Source organism: Priestia megaterium (assembly GCF_009497655.1).
GTDB lineage: Bacteria > Bacillota > Bacilli > Bacillales > Bacillaceae_H > Priestia > Priestia zanthoxyli.
In genome coordinates, this window is the sequence record NZ_CP023317.1 from 4,111,683 (window position 1) to 4,136,789 (window position 25,107).

Below are 25,107 nucleotides of genomic sequence, written 5' to 3' on the forward strand. Positions count from 1 at the left end.
TATACTGAACTGATTAACTGCCTATCCGCTGAATAAGCATTACTCTTTCAATCAAACAATTTTATCAAAAATCACCGGTAACAACAATATAATTTTACGAAATCTCTTCTTCTATTTGTAAGTACTTTGCTTTTGCCTGTGAGACTTCAGCACGTACAAATCTAAATAAGCAGAGAAATAAACCAGCATCTCCCAAATAAACATCGCTCCTACTGCTGTGGCTAAAACGTCGAGTGTACGAAGAGACCCTATTTCATAAGATGCGATATCCCGAATGACAACTGCGTATAAAAAGTCTCCTCCAACTACACCTAAAATGATTGCTGCGAATCTTTTTTCAGCATCTTTAACCACCATAAAGCAAATATATAAGATAAGTCCAGTCAAAATCCACTTACGATCAATAAAAATCCAGACAGGATCATAGAGCTCAAGTAAACAAAAACTAGCATAGGCAATTATTATAATGCCGCATACAATAACATAATATAACTGCTGAAATCGGCTGTAGCCTGAAGCATACACACACGCTACTCCCACTAAAAACAAAGCGGTGTAGCTACATGAAAACTGAGTCATATGCATGTTCATTCCGCTTAGGAGTATACTGATTAATATAATGGCTGCTACCTTCCAACGCCTAGCTGTTTTGGGCATAAGAAAAGTCGCAACAATCCATCCCATCCACGAAAGCCAATAAAAGAAAATTCCGTCCACTGAATATGGCACCTCCCCTATCTGTCATCAGTATGTATCAATTTTGGAAAACTTAATCGGAGTTTTAGAATAGAACCGCTTATTTTGGACAACCTATCAGAAAAAAGGAGGGAATATAAAATGGGAAAAGATCGTCAAGAGAAAAAATTAAAGGAATCAAAACGAGTTGAATCTGACCGTGATCAAGGACTTCACTATCCGGGAGCAACTAGCTTGCAAAGTCCTGAAGAAGCGCGCGAGTTAAATGAGCATAAATAAAAAAATGCGCTGACTAAGTCAGCGCATTTTTTATTTTAAAACTGGATGTGAAACAGGATAGGAACGTTCTTTCTTTCCTGTAAACAAAAAGAGAACTCCTCCCACTAACAATAGTGCTCCTGACAAATAAAATCCGAATTCCATACTTCCAAGTTTATCTGCAAAATATCCGGTAATGTAAGGTGCAAAGATCGATGACAGCATGCCGCTGAAGTTAAAAAAACCGTACACTTTAGAGTACATGGAAGAGGGAGTAATATCCGCCATATACGAAATTAAAATCGGATCTAATGCTAATTTCCCTATCAGACCGTACACAATTAAGCCGATTAATAGCCAAGAATAACTCTCTGTATAGGGAATAAAAAATTGACATAAAGCGCCCGCTACTGACAAACTCACAATTAATGCTTTTTTATTTGCAATTCGATCCGATATATATCCAAAGAAGATTGCTCCTGGAATAGACGCCCACGGTACTAAAGATGCTATGATGCCTGTTTGAGACCCTTCTAAGCCGCGCGAGTGCTGCAAATAATAAGGAAGCCACGTCAGCATCCCAAAAAATCCGTAAAGAGAGCAGAAGATTAAAATGTATACGAAAATATGATTTTTTGTAAATAATACTTTTAGCGACTGCTTTGTTTCTTTATTTAGCGAATTTTTTTCTTGATCCCTTTGCTTATCTTTTACAAAGAAAGCTATTAAAATAGCTATTACTATAGTCGGAATAGCAAATAAGTAAAAAGTAAACTGCCAGTCTTTTTCTAACGTATATGTAATGTATGTAGAACCGATAAAACCAAGCGATATACCAAAAGCCATTCCACTATTGATGAGCGCAGACACTAGACCTCGGTATCGTTCAGACGTGATGCTTGAAGAAATTCCGTATTGTGAACCATAATACGTTCCTTCTCCAAGTCCTGTCAGCGCCCGCATGAGCAAGAACATACCAAAAGTAGTCGTAAGTCCTGTAAAGAATGTGGCAACTCCAAACAAAATGTATCCAGCCACTAAGATCTTAACGCGACCAAATCGATCTGCCAAAAAACCCGTTGGAATCTGCATAGCTGCATACGCTGCAAAAAATACGGTAGACATTAGCCCAAGTTCAGCTTTATTAAGATCCCACTGCGCACCGATATCTCCCATAACTGGAGATAAAATATTACGATCTGCATACATGAAAACCCAGCCTAAAAAGAAAAGAAAAATTGTAAATATAGGATGTCCCTTTTTCATTACGCCACCTCTTTTTTCTGATTTTTCTGTTTATTTAACTTATTATAAGTGGCTAACGTTTGGGATTTCATGCTTTTTGTCACTTCTTCTGCCAATATTTTTTGTTTTTTTAATGAAAACGCGATCATTCATCTTCTAAGGAAATAAAAAAGCAAGCAGTTAACTGCTTGCTTTTTTATCATCTGTTATTAAATGTTTCTATAGATACATTTCGCTGAGTCAGCCAGCTATGGGTATCCCCTGTAATAACTAGAGGCATTTGCTGAAGCTTAGCAATAGAAGTTGCTCCTAATGCAGCCATTATAAACGTTAACTCCTCATGCAGCTCGGCTATCTCTTCTACGACTGCTTCTAAACCAGACTTCATTAAAATGGATAGAAAATATCCTGCCATTCCCGTTGCAGAAGCTCCTAACGCAATGGACTTAGCAACATCCATAGAGGTTTGAATACCTCCTGAACCAATAATGGATATACCTTCTACGTGCTGAGATACTTCCGCTAAAGAAGCTGCTGTGGAAATTCCCCAATCATTAAAGAAGTGAAAATGTTTTGCTCGTCTTTCATTTTCGATTTTCGAAAAATTGGTACCACCGTACCCACCAATATCAACGATTTCAACACCAACATCTTTAAGTTTTTGCACTGCTTGAGCGCTCATCCCAAAACCTACTTCTTTGACAATTACAGGAACGGTTACTTCTCGGACAATTCGTTCAATACGATGTAATGCATCGGTAAAATCACGATCTCCCTCTGGCATGACCAGTTCTTGTATAACATTTAAATGAATTTGAAGTCCATTTGCTTCAAGCATATCAACCGCTTTTTTAGCTTGTTCAACTGTAGCTTCACTGCCTAGGTTGGCAAAAATAATTCCGTTAGGGTTTTCTTGACGCACTACTCTGTATGATTGTTCTTCCTTTTCATCTTTAATCGCAGCCATCTGCGATCCAACGGCCATTGCTAATTGACCATGATGAGCAATTTGAGCAAACGAACGGTTAATCCGTTCCGTTTCTTGTCCGCCTCCACCCGTCATAGCATTTATAAAAATTGGCGAACTTAACAAAAGTTCGCCAATTTTTGTATCAATATGAACATCGTGCACGCCTGTATTTGGTAAGCTATTATGAACGAAGCGAATATCATCTAGCCCGTGCAGCCGATGCTGTCCCGTTTGAATCGCATGATGAATGTGATCAATTTTACGTTTTGCTCTGCTCACAAATCATCACCATTACTTATCTTAATTTTTTTAATTGATCCCCAATCATATCACCTAATTGGAAGCCTTTTGACTCTTCTTGTAATTCATAGTCACCGTAATCTTCTTGCTCTTCTTCCTCAAGGTCACGAATGCTTAACGAAACGCGTCGTTCTTGTTCATTCACATCAAGTACTTTTACCGTCACTTTTTCGCCTTCAGAAAGCACTTCATGCGGTGTCCCGATATGCTTATGTGAAATTTGAGAAATGTGTACAAGTCCTTCTACTCCAGGTAGAACTTCCACAAAAGCTCCAAAAGATACAAGTCTTTTAACAGTTCCATCTACTACATCACCTTGGCGAAGCTTCGTAGAAATGTTGGACCATGGACCTTCTAACGTATCTTTAATAGATAATGAAACACGACCCGTTGATTTGTCAACAGATAATACTTTGACTTTCACAGTATCTCCCTCAGCTACTACGTCTGAAGGCTTTTCTACACGCGTATGTGAAAGCTGAGAGATATGCACTAGCCCATCTACTCCGCCTACATCTACAAACGCACCAAAGTCTGTTAAGCGCTGAACGGTTCCTTCTAAAACCTGACCTTCTTTTAATGACTCAAGAACATTTTCTTTTTGTTGTACAAGCTCTTCTTCTACAACTGCACGATGCGAAAGGATCACGCGATTTTTTTCTTTATCTAATTCCACTACTTTGACTGTAAGAGTTTGATCTTGATATTCTGCGAAATCATCAACGAAATGAGTTTCAACAAGAGAAGCTGGAATGAACCCTCTTACACCAATATCTACTACTAATCCGCCTTTGACAATTTCTTTGACTACCGCTTCAAACACTTCACCTGAAGAAAGTTTTGCTTCTAAACCGTCCCATGCTTTTTCAGCATCTACAGCCCGTTTAGATAACACAAGCACATCGTCTTCCACTTTAATTACTTTCGCTTCGACTTCGGCACCTTCTTGGATTACATCCCCTGCTTTTTCAATATGTAAGCTCGCTAATTCACTAATTGGAATAATACCGTCTAGTTTGCTGTTAGGCACATCTACATACACTTGCTTTTCTTCTACTTTTGTAATAGTACCTTTTACTGTTTCTCCTACTTCTAATGACGTTACCTCTACTTGATTCATATCTTCTGTCATCGTCTTTTCCTCCTCCAATATCCATCTACAATATGTATTCCCTTGTAAGAGTTCTTCACTCTTTTAGCTCATCATTATTGTATATAGCTCTGTATAGAAAAAACTCTCTTTGTTACTAACTTCTAATAAATAGAATCTTTTGTCAAGTCATAAGGTTACAAACTATTGATATTTTTCAATTAATTCACCAATGCTTTTCATAATAACTTCGGTTACTTCCTCGGCTGATGCCTTTCGTTCACGAAGTTCATCCATCTGAATTGGCGGTCCGTACACTACTTTTAACCTTGCAAAACGCTTATATGGACCAATAACAGCACAAGGAACAACAGCTGCTTTTGAACGCAAAGCAAAAAAGCCTACTCCAGCCATTCCTTTTCCTAATTTTCCATCTTTACTTCTTGTTCCTTCTGGAAATAATCCAAGCACTTTTCCTTCTTTTAAAATCTTTAACCCTTGGCGCAAAGCTTCACGATCTGCCATCCCCCGCTTTACAGGGAACGTTTCTAACTTTGGCAGAACCGTCTTCAGAAAAGGTGCTTTAAACAGCTCTGCTTTTGCCATAAACGAAATAGGCCTTGGACATGTCACACCTACCGTAGGCGGATCTAAGTTGTCAATATGATTTGAACAAAGCAAAACTCCGCCTTCTGAAGGGATATTTTCTGCACCGATTACTTCATAACGATAAACTGGTGTTAAAATACCTTTTACAATGCCACGTGCAAACATATAAAAGCTCAAAATCATCCAATCCTTTCGTTTGTAATAGAAAGTATTTTTTCTACAACTCCTTCAATCGATAAGGAAGTTGTATCGATTTCAATTGCATCTTCAGCTTTTTTAAGAGGTGCTACTTCACGCTCAGAATCCAGCTTGTCTCTGCGGGCAATTTCTTCTTTTAAACGCTCTAAATTTGATTCAAAACCTTTTTTTATGTTTTCATCATGGCGTCGCTGTGCTCTTTCATCCACAGACGCTAATAAAAAGATTTTAACTTCTGCCTGAGGAAGCACGTGTGTACCGATATCACGTCCATCCATTACAACGCCTCCATCTTTAGCAAGGCCCTGCTGTCTCGCTACCATCTCTTCACGAACTGCACGATGTTTCGCTACAATGGATACAGAGTTAGTTACTTCTGCGGAACGAATTTCACTTGTAACATTCTGTCCATTTAAGATGACTACCTGCCCAGATTCAGACGGTTTTAAATCGATTACTGTTTCATTAAGCAAATGCAATAGCTCTTCTTCATTTTGCAAATCCACCTGGTTTTTCTGCGCTTGATACGTTAGAGCACGATACATCGCTCCTGTATCAACATAAATATATGATAAGGTTTCTGCTATAATCTTTGCCACTGTACTTTTCCCAGCAGCTGCAGGACCGTCAATCGCGATTGAAATTTGTTTTTCCATAAGTGCCTCCCTTAATTTCAAAACAGGAACAAACCACTTTCATCTTTTATACAATGAGCCATTTTATATGAAACGTTTATAAACGAAAAAAAGAGCAGGGGGTCTTCTCCTGCCTGGTGTTCACTGCATGTTTCTTTCCTAGTTATTCTACCATACGTCCGACTACTGGTCGAATGTTTCAATAATTTTATTAAAATTATTTTTGCTAACTCCCTCATACTGAATGACCTTTGAGAAATATGTACTGTGACTGCTAGATAGTAAAATACATTGGGCAATTATTAAAAACACAAATTGAATAACCACTAATTTAATTAAAATTCGTTCTATTCGATTCATCTTTTTCTCCTTTTGTAAGAAGTAATACCTTTGCTTACAGTTTAGGAAAGAGAAGTTTTTTTTATACGCTAAAGAAGACCTTTTCTCCTTAGGTCGAGCTGACGCTTTAAGGTATAACGAATCATCATTTCTTTCGTTTGTTTTTCCATGTCCATAAATTTAATAGATAGCTGACCTACTTTACAGGAAGTCGGGGCGGTAATTCGTACAACTTCCCCTTTTAATTCAAGATGCTGCAAAGTTCCCTCACGATTAGGAAGACTTAATCGTACAACAACGGAATCTTTCTCATTAAAAAGCAGCGAATGATGGAAGGAGCCGGCTACTCCACCTGCACTGATGTTTTTAGTCATGATTTCCATTACGGCCTGCTGTTCTTGTTCACTTTTTATCACCGCCTTCACTGTAAGCGGCACACGGAAAAAATTTCTTCTTTGGATAGATTTTAACTTTTTATCGCCCGGGTAAAAGAGCTTTACTACAGGCATGCCTTTTATTTCGCGTCCTGTTACTTCAGTTGGAAAGGTATATACATTTTGATTATATCCAATAAACGTAGCCAGCAATTTTGTACCTTTTAGTAAAAAAGCACTTCGCTGCGTTTCTTCATTTAGCGGATAGCTAATATAAATCACGTCTTCCGTAAACTCAACTACCTTACATCGATACGTTTGTTGTAAGGTAGACTCTCTGTGCCCGCTCTCTAACGTCAACCTCATTCCCGCTTTTATCATCTTCTCTCTCCTTCAGTTCCACTATATACACTTTTTCCCTTTATTTAAACATAGTCAAATATATTTATTTTGTAAATAAAAATTAGTCATTTAGACTCAAAAAAACTTATACAATACAAAAAACCGGTGTCTATAGACACCGGTTTCTCAGCTTTATACTTCATTATATAAAGGTTCTGAGTTTTGCAGTTTTTCGACTTTCTCTTCAAAACCCGTATCGGCATTGATAAAAATACGATACGTATCATTTTTAATTGTCCCTAAAAACTCATAGCATAGCACTTCTTCGTTTAAATCATTTGTAATAATTGCCAAGCGGTCTTCCATCACTTTTACATTCGAGTTTAGCTTGGTTTTTGCCTGTTCTTTCGAAATTTTAGGTTTTGGAATATCTCTTGTACGATGTTTTAATAAGAAGTCTTTAGCTGAGAAGCCAATCACAGATCCATCTTCTAAAGACATTTTCATTTTAACTGAATCCGGATAAATCCGAACTCCACTTTCCGTTTGCTCAACGAATGTAAAGACTCCCATGTTATCGTATTGAGCGCTTTCAGCCATCACTAGGCTTTCAAAACGATGATCTTTTAAAAACTTAGTCGCTTTGTTCATAGCATCGTTTAAACTAATATTTTGTTTTTTAATATCTCGATCTTCGAGCACCCAAAGCGGATATCCACCTTTTTGGGTAATATCCATATACGTCTCTTGTTTAGTCTTTGGATCTGTAATGGTTAAGCTGTACACCTCATAATCGGCATCTTTTCCGCTCTTTACAATATGAATTTGTTCATTTCCTTTTAAATTCAAAAACGAACGCGCCACTTGTTTAGCAACATCTTCACTAACTTCTCTACCTTTTAATTGATGAAAAGCGTTTTTTTCCTGTTCATTCGTTGCATTCATAACCCCTAAATCTGTTTCGGCAAAAGAATCCATACTTTTTTCAACGGTTTTTAATCCGTCAATAATCGTATTGTCCCCTTGCTTTTCTTTTGTGGCTAGAGCTAGCTCAACATCCATCCAGCGCAAGTTATTATCAATGACTAGATGCTGTACTTGGCGCATTTCATTTTGAATTTCGCCTGACTGATCATAAAGCGAATTTAACGTTTTATACTCTTTATCTGTTAAGGGAGATTTGCTTAAATCCCTTACCGCCACTTTGTACGTAAAGTCACCAACATCTGAAAGAAACTCTTCTGTTTTATTGAACGGTAAAAGCGATAAAGGCAGCTGTCCTACATTGTTATGAGCTTCAGAAGTTAAACGCCATACTTCTGCAAGCGCGGGCGAAAGCTGATCTCTCGAACTCATGGCAAGCGTGCCACCGATTTTATCATTTAATAAATCTAGCTGATATGACAAATCATGAAATGCTCGTTGATACGTATTCTCCGCTTGAAGCAGCACAGCATCTTTTTCTTGATGTTCGCTGTACCCCCAATACCCTACACCTACAACACCAATAGCTAATAATACAATTAAAATTGTTCGAATCATGTTTCCTTCACCTCTCTTTATCGACAGAAAATGTGTTTCCCGATTTGCTTAATTTGAGGACGTGACCAAATCCATGCGCTTGTTGCTGTATCCGGATTAAAGTAATAAATAGCATTCCCAGTAGGATCCCATCCGTTAATCGCATCCATAACCGCTTTTTTAGATGTTGGATTGGGTTCAAGCCAAATTTGCCCATCTGCTACGGCAGTAAATGCACGCGGTTCAAAAATAACTCCAGCGACTGTATTTGGAAATGACGGACTGTTAACTCGGTTTAAAATAACGGCCGCTACGGCTACTTGGCCATTATATGGTTCACCCCGTGCTTCACCATGCACAGCATTTGCCATGAGCTGAATATCATTTTGTGAAAACCCGCTCGGTACATTCACCGCTGTTGGCTTTTGTGCTTTTTCTTTCTGTTGTTCAGAATTTCCTTTAGACGTATTACGCTGCGGCTGACTGGCAGGTTTTTTTGCTTGAGAAGATCCGCTTTGTGCTTTTTGCTGACCATTGTTCCCGCTGCTTTTTCCACTGCTACCGCTTCCTTTAGACTGCTGATCAAGAGACTTACCGCCATAGTGCGTAAACTTATTGCCTTTTCTAATTTGATTTTTCACATAGCTTTCGTGATATTTTGTTGCGTTAGCTAATTTAATCTTTGTTTGCCAGCCTGCTAAACCGTCAATCTTTTTAATGCCAAATTCATATTGAAAATTGCGCAGTGCCCAGTATGTGCTCCATCCAAATACACCGTCAATTTTCCCGTTATAATAACCTAAATACTGAAGTCTCGACTGCAGCTCAATAACGTCATCTCCAACTGCTCCGTGTTGAATGACTTGATTTGAAAACGCGTGAGCGGCCTTTGGACTCACAACGGACGCTGCAATAAATGAACATATGCATATGAGACATGCATACTTTTTAAAACATCGAAATGATAACATGACAAAACCTCCTACATCGTATGTAACTGATAAGATGATAGGAGTATTTTTTGTAAAGGTTGTTTTTTTATACAAGATGCGCAAAATTTACCGAAATGAAAAAACTCAGCTCGTAAATCTCTCAAAAAAGATTTACAAGCTGAGCCTAGACAATCGATGGCTGTTTGGCCTTTTTTACTTTTCTTAATGCCAGCCACCATAAATAAATCATAAATGGAATAATAATAAATACCCAATGATCCATTGTTTTTAAAATATAATCATATGTTCCATGTAAAATGAGCGGCGCAAATACGGAATACAGCGTCCACTTCGTTTTTTCCTTTCCTTCAGAAAACTTTGCTTTCCCTAAATAATACCCCATAATGACGCCGAATAAAGCATGACTAGATACGGGTAAAATGGCTCTTCCTAGCGCTGATTCTAAACCATTTGCAAATAAATATAAAATATTTTCAACGGTAGCAAAACCTAATGAAACAGCTGCCCCGTAAACAATTCCATCGTAATGCTCATCAAATTCCACATGCTGATAAATCGTGAAATATAAAATGAACCATTTGAAAAATTCTTCTAAAAAGCTTGTCGTAAAAAATGCTTCAAGAAAAGGTGATTGAAAAACGTGTTCTTCACCAAATACATATTGAATAAACATAATTGGCAAAACAAGCATTGCTCCAAAAATAAATGTTTTTAATACCATTGAAATAGGCTCAGTTTCATATTCATCTTTCAAATAAAAAAAACTTAACAATGCCAATCCTGGCGCAATGCCTGCAGATACAATCGCCAACATAAATAGCGCCTCATCTCCTCTATTTTTTTTAATAGTAACATGTTATCTTTAGGATGAAAATCTCCGTCTATAATGTCCTTATCTTTATATGTAAATGCTCACATAACTTGCTGTCGATTTACAAAGCCTAACAAAGACCTTAAACAAGTATACCAAAAAATGTATCATACTTATACGAAAAATTGAAAGGAGCTCTCTATGAAAACTGTTTATATTCTTCACACCGGCGGCACAATCTCGATGAAAGAAGACATGGAAACTGGAGCGGTAGCACCAGATATTCAAAACCCGCTTCACCGCTCAACATCATCTGTTTCAGGTATGGCCAATGTAATCGTAGAAGAAGCATTTCATCTGCCTTCTCCTCATATTACTCCTAAGGAAATGCTTATACTTTCAAAAAAAATACGCGATAAAATTAATGAAGGCAAAATTGATGCAGTCGTGTTAACCCACGGCACGGACACGCTGGAAGAAACCGCTTATTTTTTAGATTTAACCGTGCATACAGATATTCCAATTGTCTTAACTGGAGCTATGAGATCAAGCAATGAAATCGGTTCAGACGGTCCTTATAATTTTATATCTGCGGTTCGGGTGGCTATTAGTGACGGGGCAAAAGGAAAAGGTGTCTTAGTTGTGATGAACGATGAAATTCATACCGCTGAAAATGTGACCAAGACCCACACAAGCAACGTGGCGACATTTCAAAGCCCTCAGTACGGGCCAATAGGATTAATCACAAAACGCGGCGTATCTTTTCACCACATGCCTACAGAACATGAATTTTATCCTGTTAATCAAATAGATAAACAAATCACTTTATTAAAAGCTTATGCAGGAATGGACGACCATTTATTTCAAGCAGTGGCTTCAATGAATGTTGACGGACTTATAATTGAAGCCCTCGGTCAAGGAAATCTGCCTCCTCTCACCATTCCAGGAATTCAATTGCTTTTGAAGCGAAAGATACCCATCGTGCTCGTTTCTCGCTGTTTTAATGGAATTGCTCAAGATGTATATGGGTATGAAGGCGGTGGCAAGCTGTTAAAAGAGATGGGCGTTATTTTTTCAAATGGCTTAAATGGTCCTAAAGCACGCATTAAACTGTTGGTTGCTCTCCAAGTAACAACGAATCATGATGAGCTGCAGCAGCTATTTAATCATTAGTAAAACAACGCATAGAAGCCTATGCGTTGTTTTTGTTGATAATATGAGAAGCGATTGATTTCCCATGAAAACGTCCATTTTCAATAAAAATCTCATTAGCATTGTTTCCTGCAGCAATCACACCAGCGATATAAATTCCTTCCACGTTTGTTTCCATCGTCTCTTCGTTAAAAGAAGGGCGGCCTGTTTCATCATCTAATTCCACACCCATTTTTGTTAAAAACGAGTGATCAGGGTGATAGCCAGTCATGGCAAAAACAAAATCGTTACTAATCGTAAATTCTTTCCCTTCCTGCTCATATGTTACCGCTTCATCCGTTATCTTTGTTACATGAGCGTTAAAATGCATCCCAATCGTTCCATTTCGAACCAGCGCTTCAAATTCAGGCAATATCCAAGGTTTTACGCTAGGGGAGTAATCTGAGCCACGATAAATAACCGTCACCCTTGCATCACACTTCACCAATTCCAGAGCTGCATCGACGCTAGAGTTTTTTCCGCCTATAACGACTACATCTTTATCAAAATACGGATGCGCTTCTTTGAAATAATGAAATACCTTTGATAAATCTTCACCAGGAACATTCATATAATTAGGATGATCGTAATAGCCCGTAGCTATAATGACATTCTCCGCTTCATATGTCTCTTTGGATGTTGTGACAATAATTTGGTTTTCCGCTTGTTTGTCTACCTGCAAGACACGTTCAAACGGCTGAATTCGAACTTGCTTGCGCTTCACCACTTCTCGGTAGTAAGCAAGAGCTTGGTTGCGCACAGGCTTACGATTTTCGGTAATAAAAGGGACATCCCCAATTTCTAGTTTTTCACTTGAACTAAAAAACGTTTGGTGGGTCGGATAGTTATAAATTGCATTCACAATATTGCCTTTTTCAATTACAAGGGCATCAATACCTGTATGTTGAAGCTCAATAGCTGCTGAAAGCCCGCATGGTCCTCCGCCAACAATAATTACTTTTTCTTTCTTCATGCCTGTCACTCCTTCAGTTGTAAACGCACCTTTTTTTTATTTTAACGCAGTGTAAAACAAAAAAATCTCCTCATTAATGATAGGAGATTTTTTCTATTTACGCAATTGCTCTGCTGTTCTGCTGTTCTGTTTTTAAATCCAGCCTCTGAAGCGAGAGCCTTCTGCCATTTTTCTTACGCCTATCATATAAGCAGCTAGACGCATGTCGACTTTTCGAGTTGTAGAAGTTTCGTAGATGTTATTAAATGATTTCACCATTACTTTTTCAAGCTTTTCTTCTACTTCTTCTTCCGTCCAATAATAACCTTGGTTATTTTGCACCCATTCAAAATAAGAGACTGTTACACCGCCCGCACTTGCCAAAACGTCTGGAACTAATAAAATCCCTCTCTCTGACAAGATGCGCGTTGCTTCAAGAGTTGTTGGTCCATTTGCTGCTTCCACCACAATACTCGCTTGAATGTTATGGGCATTTTCTTCTGTAATTTGATTTTCAATCGCAGCTGGAACTAGGATGTCACAGTCAAGTTCAAGCAGCTCTTTGTTGCTGATAGTATTATTGAATAATTTCGTTACTGTACCAAAGCTATCGCGTCGATCTAATAAATAATCAATGTCTAAACCATTAGGATCATGCAGCGCTCCGTATGCATCAGATATCCCTACAATTTTAGCACCAGCGTCGTGCATGAACTTAGCTAAAAAGCTTCCTGCATTTCCAAACCCTTGTACTACTACCCGTGCACCTTGTAATTCAATGCCTCGTTTTTTCGCTGCTTCACGAATACAAATAGTTACTCCTTTTGCAGTCGCTGTTTCACGGCCGTGCGAACCACCTAAGACAAGGGGCTTTCCAGTAATAAAGCCAGGCGAGTTAAATTCATCAATCCGGCTGTATTCATCCATCATCCAAGCCATAATTTGTGAATTTGTAAACACATCCGGCGCTGGAATATCCTTTGTTGGTCCAACAATTTGGCTAATCGCACGAACATATCCGCGGCTTAAACGCTCTAATTCTCCAAAAGACATATTTCGAGGATCACAAACAATTCCACCTTTTCCTCCACCGTAAGGAAGGTCAACGATTCCACATTTTAAACTCATCCATATAGATAGAGCTTTTACTTCTTTTTCAGTTACGTTTGGGTGAAAACGAATTCCACCTTTCGTAGGACCAACTGCATCGTTATGCTGCGCTCGGTGACCTGTAAAAATCTTAACTGATCCGTCATCCATACGAACAGGAATTTTTACTGTCATCATTCGTAATGGCTCTTTTAATAGTTCATACACTTCATCAGGATAGCCTAGTTTTTCTAACGCTTTATGTATCACTGTTTGTGTAGATTTTAAAACATCATGCTTCTCTTCTTGACTATTTTTACTGTCTTGCATCTTGTCGGCTACCATCTGTAAACCTCCTAAAATGTATCGAAAATTATTCGTTTTTAATTGAATGGTGCTTCTTTCATGACATAGTATACACCCTTAGTTTTACATTGCAAAGGAAAATATCGAACTTTTAGTATTTTTTGTGTTCTTCTAAGAAAACGCTTCCAATAACTTTACAAGGTATGCTACAATGTTTTAAGTCTGCCTCTTTCCTAGTATGCGTTAATCGTCTTAAAAAAATAAAAAACACCCGGTGATAAAGAGCACTTTCAACAACTTTGTACAAGCTGAAAGTGCAGCCACTCTTATTTTAATAAAAGTGCTTTATCCTTCACGGGTGTAATAATTTCAATTAAACAGTTAAGAAAAGACAGAGTTAATATACTCCAGAGCTCTCTTTTCTACTAATATTTTTCCATATTCATTTACGCGGTGCTTTGTAATTGTAGAGGGATTTCCATACTCCGCCAAAACCGCAATCATATTCCCAACTTCAGCCGGTGACAGCATGTGATAATCCAACAGCACGTAAAAACGTTTTTCGAATGAATAGAGTACGCTATCCGTATCGTAAAAGTTTGACATGCGCTTGGTCAGCTGAATGACATCTTCAAATGAATCAAACTCAAAAAACATGTCTTCGCTTTCATCTAGCATGACCTGCATTTCAATGAAGTCCTCGAACTCGTCTTCATCGAACTCACCGTAGCTGGTTTCTTCTTCATACTGCTTTGTCACAAATACAACCATTCCCTGTGCTTGAAGTGAAAAAACTTCTACCGAAAGAGAATTTGTAGGTTCAAAGTTCAGTTCTTGAGAAGCTTGCTCTATCATCTCACGAAAGAGCTGTTTTACTTTGAATGTATCTGTCCATAGATCTTCTTTTGTTAACCCTCTTTCTTTTAAATCATCGTAGGTCAAAAAAACTTTTAGCTTATTATAGTTTAATCGTTCAAGCCTCATTAGCGTCCCTCCCCGCTTGCACTCATAACCACATGGTTCGATAATGCAGTATATGTATTTTTTGGAAAACGGTTCGTGATGTTTACTTACGAGTTTACAGGTTTATGAAAGGAAAGACAAGCTATTCTCAATCAATTTCTGCTAATTTTTTTGTTAGCCAGCTGTTCCACTCTTCTTTTGTATTTCCTAAAATAAACGGCTGAGCCTCGCCTTTTCTTTTGCTATCTAAACCATCAAACACATAACCGCCTAATCCTACTTTAAGATGCGGGAATTTCTTTATCATTTGGTTCGTCAAATTCAGTGTTTTCTCGGCATTTTCCATCATTGTGCATGACATAAATAAAAACGTTGGGTCTACTTCTTTAACAATTAGCTCAACATCTTTATCTTCAATGCTGCTTCCTAAATAAATAACCTCAAACCCTTTACGGCGTAAAAATAGCGTAAAGACTAGAAGTCCAACTTCATGTGTCTCACTAGGCCCACATACAGCAATCGCTTTAGGCAATAAGCCATTTGAAGGCAGCGAATAAAAAATCATGCTGATACGCGTTTTTAATACTTGAGTCGTATAATGCTCATGAGCACTTGTGATTTGCCCTTTTTCCCACATATCTCCAACCGTCACGAGTAGAGAACCCAAAATATCAATAACCACTTTTTCTACCGAATACAGGCTAAACGCATGATTAATTAAATCCTGTGCTTTTCCTTCTTCAAAAGATAGAAGCATCGTTAACAGCTCATCCCTAATTTTCTGAGGGGAATCTACTTCTCCTTCTTCTTCAAACGCTCCTACTGTACTACTTTCCGTTTCTAATAACGAAACCGCTTGACTAATCGTAAAACCTCCGCTCACTTTTTCCGTGAGCCATTTTAATTTCCGCAAATCTTCCTCTGTATATAACCGATGCCCCGATTCATTGCGGACAGGATTTAAAATTTGATAGCGTCGTTCCCATGCACGCAAAGTTCCCGGCTGGATCCCGACCATATTTGAGATGGCTTTAATATTATACTTCCCTTCGTGAGCCATACGTAACCTCCAACTACTCTTCGTGAACTGTTTCTATTAATTGAATTATAGGATAAGTTATCCTGTGTGTAAAATTTGTATATGCTATGTAAAGAGTTTGTTCAAGGCTATTCTTTCCTTTTTAAAGTGATATAATGCGTTTGTGCTCTAGCTTGTAAACGGAGAGGCAGGGAGGTTGTACCATATCCATTACTAACAAAAAGAGGAATCTGTCTTTTCTCTTTCAGCCCTCCTAATTCATACATACCAAAATTAAATAAGCGTATCTGTCCTCCGTGTGTATGTCCGCTCAAAATTAAATCTACTTTTGATTCTTCATCTACATAATAGATAACATCAGGATTGTGGCTTAGAAGAATGGTAAGCTGGTCAGGTTCAATGGAAGAAACAGCTCGCTTTAGATCCATCTCACCTTCGGATAAATCATCTACTCCCGCAAAATTGCATGTAGTACCATGTTTAGAAACTGCAGAGACATGCTCGTTTTTAAGGGTAATAACTCCCTCATCCTTAAGCATCTGCTTCAATTGCACTTGACTTACTTCGTAATCATTATTTCCCCATACAAAATAGACCGGTCCAAGCGTTTTAAGCTTTTGAATATTTTGACGAGCACGCAATAAAGGTACTCCTCCTTCTAGTAAGTCACCGCCTATGATCACAAAATCTACTTCACCAGGTATTTTTTCCAACAGCTTCGACGAAACTGTTCGCTTATGTACATCCGATATAAAAAACAGGCGTAAAGGCTGCTGATTTCCGGGAAATTTTGATAAATGAATCGTTCTTTCTTCTACATATGTACGATGGGCTTCCGAAAACATAAAAATCAGCAGGCCTATGCCTAACGCTAAAATAATTAAAGAAATAACCATATATTCTCCTTCTTTTCATTTTATACACGGTGTGTTTCTGTTAAAGAAGAAAGGGCATAAATTGTCGCAATTGTTAACAAACCTACTACTTGATAAAGCGCAACTGTACTTAACGATAAAACTCCTATCACACATAGACATGAAACAAGATATTCATGCCATTTTACCTTATAGCCTTTTAGAAACAACCGACTTTGCAGAAACACTTTACGAACTGCCGCCGACAGACAAAAAAGAGCCGTGAAAAATAAGATTATAATACCAAACACATCTAACGGATGTAAAATCATTTGAATAAGTAAATAGGTTAACGAAGCTTTTGAGCCTACAGCCGTTAAACTGCTGATATAATAACTGCATAACCACGCAGCCAGCAAGTTAAACCAATCTCTCACAAAAAAACCCCCTTCACTAAACTTCTATGTAAAAAGAGGCTTTTTCATGCGATTCTATTTATTTTCATGATATAAATTAATTCCATAAGTGGACTGCATCCAGCGGAACGTTTCTTTTCGGTTCTCCCATGTTTCAGGCGTCGCCCATAGCTCTTTGCTTCTTTTAATAATCTCACAGCGCAAGTCTTGAAAAGTCTTTTCCGCTTTCTCGCTTTTTTTCTGCAGCTGTACAGTATAAAAATAAAGGGAGACGGTGAGCAATAGAAACATCAAATGCCCTATGTTACCTAACAAAAATGAGAAAAATTCGCTAAACGTCGTAAAAAAACCGCTTTGAAATATGAAAAAAAAGTAGCTAATAACAGCCGTTAAGCTGGCTAAAAACAAAAGCTTCCATCTTTTCTCTTTAGCTTTCAGCTTATTAACCGTCTCTTTTCTTTTGATAACGCTCGCTAATATATATTGAAGTGTTTCATCGCTTTCAAAGTCTATCAACTTGTTTTCCAACATTCCACCCCCTCGTATGCTAGTACAACATATGAGTGAATATAAAAGATTATGTGGATAACACTGAAAATAATGGCTGTTTCCTTAACCTTTACTGCATGAGTTCTTCTGGCTGTACAGATTTCCCTTTTGACTTTCGTATCTGCAGGCCTAATAAAAAATCAATGAGAAAATGAGTGAAAATCGTGACATACAAATTTTCAGTCCACCAAAACAGCAACCCTATTAAAAAGCTTAAAACCACAACCGAAATAAAAAGAAACCACTTTTTTAAATATCGAATGTGAACGAGTGCAAATACGATACTCGCCCAAAAAAGGCCGAACTGAACTTGTATAACCCCTCGAAATAATATTTCTTCTGAACATGCAACGATTAGGCAAATAAGGGCTAGATGAGGAATGGAACGATTAGCAAATAAACGTTCATTAATCCCTCCGTCATCATATAAATGCTCGGGTACACACTTCATTAGAAGCATATCTCCTCCTACTACCAAGAGAGCTGTACCTCCCCCGTACAATAAAATAGAAGCCCAATCCAGCTCAAAAAACTGTAAAAAGGAATGCCACGAATCAAATGTGAAAAAACCGATGCCTAAAGCAATAAAGCAGATGAGCAGCTGCGTTACATATAAATTTTTAACCAGCTCTGCATCCGTCATGGATGAAATAAGCTCTTGCTGTGACTTTGCCATTATATCTCTCCTTGACGAAGCAAACGAGCTAATTCTAATTCCCAGCCTTGAAATGTCCATTGCTCTTGCTCACCATTTGTTTTTTTATAGGCTTCTAAATCCAATCCGCAGCAATCGCAACAATTCTGAAGCTCTGATTTTCCCAGCTCATTGAAATAGCCAAGCAGCACCTGACGACGGCATTCTTTTGCCTCAATAAATTCCTTCATCGCACGGTACTTGTCATGTTTGTTTCGAAGACGTTTATTTACAGCTGCAACAATCGTTTCATGCAGCGATTCAGGGATTTTCCTAGGTTCAACATGTTCATTTTCCACTACATTTTCTCTGTACAAATAATAACGAATAAATCGCCAATGTGTTTCTTGAATACCCACTGTATGAAGAAAATGAGACTCTACTTGTTTTAAAGGAATGGCCTGATCATGATTTCGTAAATACGACAGGCAGTATAAGATGATATCTGAAGAAGGAAGCTCAATTTCAAGTAAAGAATGAGCAAAATCATCGTCTCCTTCAGCATAAAGCAAAATCGCAATACTGTTTTGCTGATCGCGTCCACTTCTTCCAATTTCCTGTACGTATGCTTCTAGCTGCGTAGGTGTATGAAAATGAATAACAAAGCGAACATTCGATTTATTAACCCCCATTCCAAATGCACTTGTGCAGCAAATGATATCCAGCTGATTTTCTAAAAATTGCTGTTGAACAAGCATTCTTTCACTCGGTTCCATTCCCCCATGGTAATACTGCACTCGCTGTATCCCATTTTCCTTTAGAAGCTGTGTTAATGCTTCTGTCCAAGATCGGCTGGAACAATAGATAATTCCTGGACTTTGCAGTTCACTAACGTACATCAGCAACTTCTCTTTTTTCTCTTCAATACTTGCAACAAAATCAACTTTCATCGCAATATTACTTCGATTCATGGAATAGATGTGCTCGTTGACAGCAGGCAGCGATAAGTAGCGCTTAATATCTTCCACTACTTCCTTAGTCGCAGTTCCTGTTAGTGCCAGACATAGCGGACTGCCAAGTTCCTTCCATATATCTCCTAACTGAAGATAATCCAAACGGAAATCATGTCCCCACTGAGAAATACAGTGCGCCTCGTCCACAACGAAAAGGCCTACCTTTGCCTGTTTTAATGCTTCTACCACAACAGCGTTTTGCAAAATTTCAGGAGATGCATAAATAAAACGATAAAAAGCTAAATCTTTTAGCGCCCGTCTTTTTTCTTCTTGTTGTAGGAAACTATTTAAGGCAATAACTCTCTTTTCTCCACTTGCCTTTAGTTGTTGAACTTGATCTTCCATCAGTGAAATTAAAGGAGATACAATCAGCACCGGTCGGTTCAACACATAAGCGGGGAGCTGATAGCACAATGATTTCCCTGTTCCTGTAGGAAGAACCGCTAACACATTATGACCTGTTAAAATATCTTGAATAATCTCTTTTTGTCCTAGTCGAAATTGGCTATAGCCAAATTGTTTCTGTAGAAGTTGTTCTATCTTCACATCAAACACCACTTTTTTTAGTATCAGGTAAAATGTTTTGCTAATACGAGACGAATCTGAAAATAGGTAACGTCGTCTTTTACTTCTTCCTTTATCGCCTTTAATTTATTTGTACGCAAACTTTCAAAAGCCGAGATAATTTCTTCCTGCTGCTTAGGCGATACGTATGCATCGATTGAAAAAGATGGAACAAACAGAGCTAATTCTGCAATATGATCTTCAATTGTACTTTCTTTTAAACGCCTTATATAAGCAATTTCTTCAAGCGTCTTTCCTTTTTGAAGCCAGCTATACGTTTTTAACGTCGAGCTTGTCAAAGGCAATTCTAAATATAGATCATGCAAAAAAGAAGAAAGTACATGAAAGCTTTCATTATTTTGACTCACTTTTTCAATGATATGATGAATAACCCCTAAAAGTTGAATATGCACATAATGCTCATCGAGTTCATATTGATATGCTAACTGATTTTTTGTAAAGCCTACTCTTTCGTATCCAGTCAGTTGCAAAACAAAAAGAGACGCATCCCGTTCCCTACAATCTTTCAAGCACGTTCGGAGCTCTTTGAATAGCTCGGCGGCTAACTCTTGACGCGTTTGCTTTTGAGACATAATATACGTTTTGACCCATTGAATGACCTCAGGATTTTTGGAAATGGGTAAAAACCCTTTTTGAAAATACTGTAGGTTGGATAAGGTCTGAATGAACAAAGTGATTCTTGCTAAAAATAATTGAGTACTGCTTGCGAATTTCCATCCGTCTAAAGCTGGATGAAAGGGCCGAGCCGTCAGTTCATCTTCAAGGCGTGTTCGTCCCTTATCTGTCATCACATACTTTTGATTTTCAGTTTCTTCGATATACTGCTGTTCTTTTAAATATGCAACGCAGGTTTCAAAAGACCGTTTATCTAAGTAAAGAAATGACTGAAAAAGAAAAGAGATTCCAAAAATTTTTCCGTCTTGAATTGTTTGCGCTGACTTTTTACCTGTTAATAAATGATAAATACCATAGGCGGTTCGCTCACCTTTTAACTGTTTTATACAAAATAAAATGCTAACTTGAATATAATTCAAAGGTGTCAACTTCCTTTCTCATTCATTGTACCAAAAGTGACCAATAGCATGTGAGATAAAGGCTTTTTAGCTCTTTCCTTTATGTATCAAAACGTTTGGATAAGTGAAGAAACCTTGATTTGATAAGCATTCTCAGTGACTTTTCTATTGAAAAGTTTTATAAATCATTTTACAATGAATAAGGAGAAATTTCACTCTTGATTCGCGAAGAGATTATATAATAAGAAATTTTCGAACACTTTACAGGAGGTCTTGTTATGCCAAAATATACAATTGTTGATAAAGATACTTGCATCGCATGCGGCGCTTGCGGAGCAGCAGCACCAGACATTTATGATTATGATGATGAAGGTATTGCATTCGTAACATTAGATGATAACCAAGGTGTAGTAGAAATTCCAGAAGATCTAGAAGATGATATGATGGATGCAATGGAAGGCTGCCCTACGGATTCAATTCGCGTAGCGGATGAAAAATTCGAAGGCGATGCTAATAAATTCGAATAAGTATTGAACAAACCTGTAGTATAGTACATGCTGCAGGTTTTTTTATATATAAAAATCGCTCTCCCCGGGAGAGCGATTGAATTAAACAGCAACGCGGCGCGTGATCCATTGCTTCATTTTTGAAAACAATAAGACAAAAATAACCCCTGTTGCTGCTCCTTTTATTAAGTTAAACGGCAAAATACCTGCAACGATATATTGACGCGCTTGTTCACTAGACATTTCTGGCGATTGTAAGAAGATTGTATACGCCGGTAAAAAGACATAATAATTTAAGACAGCCATGAGTACCGTCATTACAACCGTACCCGTAACCAAACCTATCGTTACGCCTTTGGCTGTTTTAAATCGACGGAACATATATGATACAGGAAGAACGAACAGTAAACCAGCTACAAAGTTCGCCACTTGACCAACCGGAACCCCTGTAGCACTTCCTTGAATTAAATAATTCAATAAATTTTTTATTCCTTCTACTATAACAGCAGCCATAGGTCCAAATACAAGTGCTGCTACGAGTGCAGGAATTTCGCTAAAATCAATTGTTAAAAACGGAGGTAATCCAGGAATCGGAAAATTAATCATCATTAAAATGTAAGCAATACTGCTTAACATTCCTAGTATAACCAGCTTTTGAGTTTTCTTACTTTGTTGCATCTTGCCTCTCTCCTTCTTTGTGATCCACTCTTCAAAGAAGAAAGGTTCAACTTCATATCCCCACGCAAAAACCTCCCAACAAATGATTCGTTGAGAGGAGACATGGCAGGCATATTTAATAAACGTTCATCACATTAGGTTTTGAACGCTGAACCTCCACCTTCTCCCATCCAGACTGTACTGTCGGCTTTGGAATTTCACCAAATCTGCTCGTATGTATTACATATAAGCTCGCGGGCTCAAAACAATTTGTTTTTTTACCGCCGGTCGGGAATTTCACCCTGCCCCGAAGATAGACCAATATTTAATTATGAATTTATTATATGTTATCTCGAATTAAAAGTAAATAAAGAAGTTTTTTAATTCCTATTAAATTGATGTCTTTTATAAACTTCATTACTGTTTTATATGTAAAATAAGGAAATAAGTGCATAACCAACAGCATTATGACATATTTATAGTTTCAATTTTACGTTTACAATTGTGTATTTGATAACTAATTGTAAAGTTTAAAAAATATAATTGACAGAATTTTTTTAACATGGTAAATTATCAAATATTTGATGATAGTAAAATCCAAGGGAGATGTTCACGTCATGTATAACGTATTAGTAGCTGATTCAATTAGCAATGAAGGTCTTGCTCCACTACTTGAAGCTCCTCATGTGAATCTTACGCGAAAAAAAGTTGAAGAAGTTGAGAATGATTTGCATACGTACGATGCGCTTTTAGTACGGAGTGCTACGACGGTTACAGAGGATTTGCTGGCAAAAATGCCGAATTTAAAAATTGTTGCTCGCGCTGGAGTAGGTGTCGATAATATTGATATTGAAGCCTCAACCAAACGAGGGGTTGTCGTTATTAACGCGCCGAACGGAAATACCATTTCAACGGCGGAACATACATTTGCTATGATGGCTAGCTTGTTTCGGCATATCCCCCAAGGAAATGCTTCAGTCAAAGCGCGCGAATGGAACCGCTCAGCATTTGTTGGAACAGAGCTTAATCGCAAACACCTGGGCATTATCGGATTTGGACGAATTGGCTCAGAGCTTGCTAAACGCGCAAAAGCCTTCAATATGAGCGTTCACGTTTACGATCCTTTTTTAACCTCTTCCCGAGCTGAAAAGCTAGGCGTAGAACTATTATCCCTGGATGAATTACTAGCAGCAGCGGATGTAATTACCGTACACACTCCGCTTACGAAAGAAACCAAGGGATTGCTCAATCATGAAACATTAGCCAAAACAAAGAAGGGTGTATTTTTATTAAACTGCGCACGCGGCGGGATCATTGATGAAAAAGCCTTAGTTCATTATTTAGAAATTGGCCATGTTCAAGGTGCAGCTATTGACGTATTTGAAGTTGAACCGCCGATTGATAACCCTTTGTTACATTTTGATCAAGTTATTACAACTCCCCATTTAGGAGCTTCTACAAAAGAAGCCCAGCTTAACGTTGCTGAAGACGTGGCACATGACGTTCTGCGTTTTCTAGAAGGTAATCCTGTAAGTTCATCCATTAATTTACCAACGCTTTCTAAAGAAGTTTTTGAAAAAATTCAGCCGTTTACGAGCCTTACTAAACAAATGGGAGCTATTTTATCTCAATGCATGCGAGAACCCGTTCAGCATATCTCGATCTCCTACGGAGGTACAGTGACGGATTTAGAAACCACTTATATTACACGGAGCTTGTTATCAGGCTTTTTAACCCATCGTATTGACTCACCTGTTAACGAAGTCAATGCTTCTATGATTGCCAAAGAACGAGGAATTACATTTGGTGAAAAAACATCGGAAGATACGCAAGGATATTCTAATATAATTGACGTTACAGTAACAGGCGAACAGCGTACATTTACCATTACGGGCACTTATATAGCAGGATATGGACCTCGAATTGTTAATATTGATTCGTTTGATATTGATTTTTATCCGGAAGGACATCTTCTTTATATCCGTCACAGTGATCAGCCCGGAGTTATTGGAAATGTAGGGAAAGTACTTGGAGATTTACGTATTAACATTGCTACCATGCAAGTGGGCCGTAAGCAAAAAGGCGGAGAAGCCATTATGATGCTCACGTTTGATAAACTTTTAGATGATTCTGTCATCACTTCATTAAAACAAACAAGCGAAATTGTGACCATACAGCGCATTGAGTTGTGACATTGAAAAAAGAGCCTTAGCGGCTCTTTTTTTATGGACTTATTTTTAACACTTGTCCTGCATTTAAAGCGGTGTTCTTTAAATGATTCCACTTTCTTAGCTGCTCCACATCGACTCCATATTTGGCCGCAAGTTCAGATAATGTATCTCCTTGATGGATAAGAATACAGTTATCAGAAGCCTGATGTAACTGCTGAAAAACCGTGGCAGCTAAATCGTTTTTTACGTATGCCGATAGTTTTTGCTTGTCCAATTTGGCAAGTGGGTTTACCGCATTGGTTTTATCCGGATTCCAACTTCCTTGATGAACTTCAAAATGCAAATGTGCACCTGAAGATCGTCCTGTATTGCCAACCCATCCAATGTTTTGACCTGCGGATACAGAATTTCCTTCTGCAACAAGTCGTTTCTCTAGATGAGCATAGACCGTTTCGTATCCATTCGTTTGTTTGATAAAAACAACTTGCCCGTATGTATTTGAATAATAAGAGCGGCTCACCACTCCTTTTGCAACAGCATACACCTGTGTACCAACAGGTGCTGCTATATCGATTCCAAAGTGTTTGGCGTGACGAGAACCAAATATATCAGTTAAGACTCCTTCAACCGGCCACTCCCACTGCTTCTCTTCTGCCTTTACCATTTGCCCGCCCAAAAATAAAAGACCTATACACAATCCCATCACTAATACAACCAATATTCTTCTTAACACGTCAATCATGAAGAAAGAACCTCCTATGTAGATCATTGCACACAAAACATACTATATGCCAATTCCTTCTCTTTTAGACTTGTTTATAGAAAAAA

Annotated in this window: 27 protein-coding genes and 1 riboswitch; of the genes, 4 read left to right on the top strand and 23 right to left on the bottom strand. The window is 38.0% G+C overall.

Features of this window, described 5'->3' with window-relative positions:
• Positions 1-111: 111 nt before the first annotated feature.
• Positions 112-717 carry a YphA family membrane protein gene (locus CEQ83_RS21010; RefSeq protein WP_028411513.1) on the bottom strand — a complete coding sequence of 202 codons (606 nt, stop codon included), beginning with the start codon at positions 715-717 and terminating at the stop codon, positions 112-114.
• Between the two features lie 120 nt (positions 718-837).
• Between CEQ83_RS21010 and CEQ83_RS21015 the strand changes: the two genes are divergently transcribed.
• Positions 838-975: a YpzI family protein gene (locus tag CEQ83_RS21015; RefSeq protein WP_013059024.1), complete on the top strand. Its 138-nt coding sequence runs from the start codon at positions 838-840 to the stop codon at positions 973-975.
• A gap of 30 nt (positions 976-1,005) precedes the next feature.
• Here CEQ83_RS21015 and CEQ83_RS21020 read toward each other — a convergent pair whose 3' ends face one another.
• The 10 genes from CEQ83_RS21020 to prsW form a co-directional block, all read right to left on the bottom strand.
• Positions 1,006-2,220 (bottom strand): MFS transporter, encoded by a 1,215-nt coding sequence (locus CEQ83_RS21020; RefSeq protein WP_028411514.1) that lies wholly within the window; start codon positions 2,218-2,220, stop codon positions 1,006-1,008.
• Positions 2,221-2,398: 178 nt separating this feature from the next.
• The gene (gene fni / locus CEQ83_RS21025; RefSeq protein ID WP_099000472.1) at positions 2,399-3,448 is read right to left on the bottom strand and encodes a type 2 isopentenyl-diphosphate Delta-isomerase; all 1,050 of its coding nucleotides are present in this window, start codon (positions 3,446-3,448) and stop codon (positions 2,399-2,401) included.
• A gap of 16 nt (positions 3,449-3,464) precedes the next feature.
• Positions 3,465-4,601 carry a 30S ribosomal protein S1 gene (gene rpsA, locus CEQ83_RS21030; RefSeq protein ID WP_028410732.1) on the bottom strand — a complete coding sequence of 379 codons (1,137 nt, stop codon included), beginning with the start codon at positions 4,599-4,601 and terminating at the stop codon, positions 3,465-3,467.
• 162 nt (positions 4,602-4,763) lie between these two features.
• Complete coding sequence (locus tag CEQ83_RS21035) at positions 4,764-5,351, bottom strand: lysophospholipid acyltransferase family protein (protein WP_033579748.1); 588 nt, start codon at positions 5,349-5,351, stop codon at positions 4,764-4,766.
• Positions 5,348-6,022 (bottom strand): (d)CMP kinase, encoded by a 675-nt coding sequence (gene cmk, locus CEQ83_RS21040; RefSeq protein WP_028411517.1) that lies wholly within the window; start codon positions 6,020-6,022, stop codon positions 5,348-5,350. Before cmk ends, CEQ83_RS21035 begins: the two co-directional genes overlap by 4 nt.
• A gap of 162 nt (positions 6,023-6,184) precedes the next feature.
• The gene (locus CEQ83_RS27265; protein WP_013059030.1) at positions 6,185-6,361 is read right to left on the bottom strand and encodes a YpfB family protein; all 177 of its coding nucleotides are present in this window, start codon (positions 6,359-6,361) and stop codon (positions 6,185-6,187) included.
• Between the two features lie 68 nt (positions 6,362-6,429).
• Positions 6,430-7,095 (bottom strand): flagellar brake protein, encoded by a 666-nt coding sequence (locus CEQ83_RS21045; protein ID WP_028411518.1) that lies wholly within the window; start codon positions 7,093-7,095, stop codon positions 6,430-6,432.
• A gap of 153 nt (positions 7,096-7,248) precedes the next feature.
• Entirely contained in the window at positions 7,249-8,598 is a 1,350-nt protein-coding gene (gene ypeB, locus CEQ83_RS21050) for a germination protein YpeB (RefSeq protein ID WP_014458333.1), read from the bottom strand.
• A gap of 17 nt (positions 8,599-8,615) precedes the next feature.
• Positions 8,616-9,548 (bottom strand): spore cortex-lytic enzyme, encoded by a 933-nt coding sequence (gene sleB, locus CEQ83_RS21055; protein ID WP_155017499.1) that lies wholly within the window; start codon positions 9,546-9,548, stop codon positions 8,616-8,618.
• A 145-nt stretch (positions 9,549-9,693) separates the two neighbouring features.
• The gene (gene prsW, locus CEQ83_RS21060) at positions 9,694-10,344 is read right to left on the bottom strand and encodes a glutamic-type intramembrane protease PrsW (RefSeq protein ID WP_028411520.1); all 651 of its coding nucleotides are present in this window, start codon (positions 10,342-10,344) and stop codon (positions 9,694-9,696) included.
• Positions 10,345-10,542: 198 nt separating this feature from the next.
• Here prsW and CEQ83_RS21065 point away from each other — a divergent pair, with 198 nt between their 5' ends.
• Positions 10,543-11,514 (top strand): asparaginase, encoded by a 972-nt coding sequence (locus CEQ83_RS21065; RefSeq protein ID WP_099331262.1) that lies wholly within the window; start codon positions 10,543-10,545, stop codon positions 11,512-11,514.
• A 19-nt stretch (positions 11,515-11,533) separates the two neighbouring features.
• Here the strand turns inward: CEQ83_RS21065 and CEQ83_RS21070 are convergent, their stop codons facing one another.
• The 10 genes from CEQ83_RS21070 to CEQ83_RS21115 form a co-directional block, all read right to left on the bottom strand.
• On the bottom strand, positions 11,534-12,505 hold the full coding sequence (locus tag CEQ83_RS21070) for a YpdA family putative bacillithiol disulfide reductase (RefSeq protein WP_099331263.1): 972 nt from the start codon (positions 12,503-12,505) through the stop codon (positions 11,534-11,536).
• A gap of 132 nt (positions 12,506-12,637) precedes the next feature.
• On the bottom strand, positions 12,638-13,903 hold the full coding sequence (locus CEQ83_RS21075; protein WP_370506064.1) for a Glu/Leu/Phe/Val family dehydrogenase: 1,266 nt from the start codon (positions 13,901-13,903) through the stop codon (positions 12,638-12,640).
• Positions 13,904-14,260: 357 nt separating this feature from the next.
• Positions 14,261-14,863 (bottom strand): genetic competence negative regulator, encoded by a 603-nt coding sequence (locus tag CEQ83_RS21080; RefSeq protein ID WP_025750420.1) that lies wholly within the window; start codon positions 14,861-14,863, stop codon positions 14,261-14,263.
• Between the two features lie 127 nt (positions 14,864-14,990).
• On the bottom strand, positions 14,991-15,902 hold the full coding sequence (locus CEQ83_RS21085) for a MerR family transcriptional regulator (RefSeq protein WP_155010542.1): 912 nt from the start codon (positions 15,900-15,902) through the stop codon (positions 14,991-14,993).
• A 107-nt stretch (positions 15,903-16,009) separates the two neighbouring features.
• Positions 16,010-16,777 carry a metallophosphoesterase gene (locus CEQ83_RS21090; protein ID WP_155017500.1) on the bottom strand — a complete coding sequence of 256 codons (768 nt, stop codon included), beginning with the start codon at positions 16,775-16,777 and terminating at the stop codon, positions 16,010-16,012.
• A 20-nt stretch (positions 16,778-16,797) separates the two neighbouring features.
• Positions 16,798-17,172 carry a hypothetical protein gene (locus CEQ83_RS21095; protein ID WP_028411525.1) on the bottom strand — a complete coding sequence of 125 codons (375 nt, stop codon included), beginning with the start codon at positions 17,170-17,172 and terminating at the stop codon, positions 16,798-16,800.
• A 54-nt stretch (positions 17,173-17,226) separates the two neighbouring features.
• Positions 17,227-17,682: a DUF2663 family protein gene (locus CEQ83_RS21100; protein ID WP_047749869.1), complete on the bottom strand. Its 456-nt coding sequence runs from the start codon at positions 17,680-17,682 to the stop codon at positions 17,227-17,229.
• Positions 17,683-17,770: 88 nt separating this feature from the next.
• Positions 17,771-18,376, bottom strand: coding sequence for a CPBP family intramembrane glutamic endopeptidase (locus CEQ83_RS21105; RefSeq protein WP_047749868.1), 606 nt, complete (start codon positions 18,374-18,376; stop codon positions 17,771-17,773).
• The gene (locus tag CEQ83_RS21110) at positions 18,376-19,893 is read right to left on the bottom strand and encodes a RecQ family ATP-dependent DNA helicase (protein ID WP_155017501.1); all 1,518 of its coding nucleotides are present in this window, start codon (positions 19,891-19,893) and stop codon (positions 18,376-18,378) included. Before CEQ83_RS21110 ends, CEQ83_RS21105 begins: the two co-directional genes overlap by 1 nt.
• A gap of 23 nt (positions 19,894-19,916) precedes the next feature.
• Entirely contained in the window at positions 19,917-20,966 is a 1,050-nt protein-coding gene (locus CEQ83_RS21115) for a YpbB family protein (protein ID WP_155017502.1), read from the bottom strand.
• A 257-nt stretch (positions 20,967-21,223) separates the two neighbouring features.
• Between CEQ83_RS21115 and CEQ83_RS21120 the strand changes: the two genes are divergently transcribed.
• Positions 21,224-21,472, top strand: a complete 249-nt coding sequence (locus CEQ83_RS21120) for a ferredoxin (protein ID WP_013059046.1) — start codon at positions 21,224-21,226, stop codon at positions 21,470-21,472.
• 81 nt (positions 21,473-21,553) lie between these two features.
• Here CEQ83_RS21120 and CEQ83_RS21125 read toward each other — a convergent pair whose 3' ends face one another.
• Positions 21,554-22,129 carry an ECF transporter S component gene (locus CEQ83_RS21125; protein ID WP_028411530.1) on the bottom strand — a complete coding sequence of 192 codons (576 nt, stop codon included), beginning with the start codon at positions 22,127-22,129 and terminating at the stop codon, positions 21,554-21,556.
• 154 nt (positions 22,130-22,283) lie between these two features.
• Positions 22,284-22,427: riboswitch (FMN riboswitch) on the bottom strand.
• 298 nt (positions 22,428-22,725) lie between these two features.
• Between CEQ83_RS21125 and serA the strand changes: the two genes are divergently transcribed.
• The gene (gene serA / locus CEQ83_RS21130; RefSeq protein ID WP_028411531.1) at positions 22,726-24,300 is read left to right on the top strand and encodes a phosphoglycerate dehydrogenase; all 1,575 of its coding nucleotides are present in this window, start codon (positions 22,726-22,728) and stop codon (positions 24,298-24,300) included.
• A gap of 31 nt (positions 24,301-24,331) precedes the next feature.
• On the opposite strand, the gene CEQ83_RS21135 is transcribed toward serA, so the two are convergent.
• Entirely contained in the window at positions 24,332-25,021 is a 690-nt protein-coding gene (locus tag CEQ83_RS21135; RefSeq protein ID WP_155017503.1) for a peptidoglycan DD-metalloendopeptidase family protein, read from the bottom strand.
• Positions 25,022-25,107 lie beyond the last annotated feature (86 nt).